At 32.9% G+C, this 1,377-nt stretch carries 1 protein-coding gene and 1 pseudogene; both read right to left on the minus strand.

Translation table 11 applies throughout. The annotated features are described in order from the left end of the window. Nucleotides 1-442: 442 nt before the first annotated feature. Nucleotides 443-649 carry a hypothetical protein gene (locus CCY16_RS02635; RefSeq protein WP_088414747.1) on the minus strand — a complete coding sequence of 69 codons (207 nt, stop codon included), beginning with the start codon at nucleotides 647-649 and terminating at the stop codon, nucleotides 443-445. Between the two features lie 474 nt (nucleotides 650-1,123). Next, nucleotides 1,124-1,377: pseudogene (locus CCY16_RS05525) on the minus strand (hypothetical protein); the annotation flags it as partial.

Genomic DNA, 1,377 nt, shown 5'->3' on the forward strand with positions numbered 1-1,377 from the left:
TGTAGAAGTCGATGAAACAGTGATGTTGTAGGCTTTGCATTACTTGTTTAAGTTGTTAATTTTGCTGTTGAAGGCTGAGTAGCCTCTACAGCGTCAGCTTTTATTGTATCAGTAATTGCAGTAGTTGGCGTTTTCATAGAAATCTCAACTTTCTCTGTAGTAGTTTATAGGAGCAAAGGTACTGCTAGAAATAATGCTATGCGTGAATTGACCGTTAATGATATTAACAAAATCGCTTAGAACTTTGATACTATTTGTTGGTATTATTATTACCTTGTGAGGTTTTTCAGAGTCTTTATGATTAAAAATTATGATATTTTCCCACTGATTGCGGTTATAGTAAAACTGTCTTGACCACTATCTTTAATATACAATTGCCCTACATGATCTTCAAATTCATAATCAAGGAAGTTCGATATTGATCCATTTTTAAATATAGTTACTATACGTACCTCTGCTTATTAGTTGATTGGTAGTTTTCAAGAAAAGCAACTAGATCTTTGTCTTTAGTTTGCTTCGTGTACTGTAAAAAGCTTATTTCATGTTCACTAGAGAAAGATGACGCTTTATTTGTTTGACCGTTTCTATTACCAAGTAAAAAGTCGTTAACTCCTTTTCCATCCTTCAAACCCTCAACTACTTCAGCCACATTGAGTTTAAAAATGTGCGTTTTTCTTACCTCTTAATTCCCAATAATTCTTTTCCTCACTTGTGAATAAAGCATTGTATTTTCGTTTAATGCAATTTAACCCCGCGCGGATGTTAAACTTGAACAATTTCCTTTCTATAATCTTATTTTTTCTAGCTAGTACTTTAAATTTTCCATTCTTGTCTGATTTTAAATACTAAGAAACTAAAGTTTGGTCTTTTAAATTATGGGCAATTACAATAATATTGCGTTATCACCCTTAACTGCCTTTGGTTGGAGGTAATTATTACCTTTATTTGCAAGACTGCTACTATTGATATTTTTTTTGTAGTTTAGCTTTACCTAAACCTTCAACTGAAGGAGCATTGATTGACTGCTTAATTTTGTAAGTGTCCAACATTAAACCTTTGATGTATTTTTTTTCTTCTTCGGGAAAGATAACCCCAACTTTATCTATTTCGGCTGAATCTTCTATTAATATAGGGGTAGTTGGTCTTTGAGTTCATTTGCTACGTTGATATTTGTATCATACTCGTATGTTTTTGGTTGAGATAAAGGGCTGATAGGTAATTTTACCTTGCTACTTCCATTGCCGTTATCTTGATAGCTAAGTCCATAAGCAACTCCATTATCCTCGATCAACCCTGCGTTTTTGGGGTTAAAATCTATTGCTTCTTTAACTCCTGGTGTATTCGAGTTAGTTTCGAGTAATTTTCCTAATATAAGTA

Source organism: Wolbachia endosymbiont of Wuchereria bancrofti, from assembly GCF_002204235.2.
GTDB lineage: Bacteria > Pseudomonadota > Alphaproteobacteria > Rickettsiales > Anaplasmataceae > Wolbachia.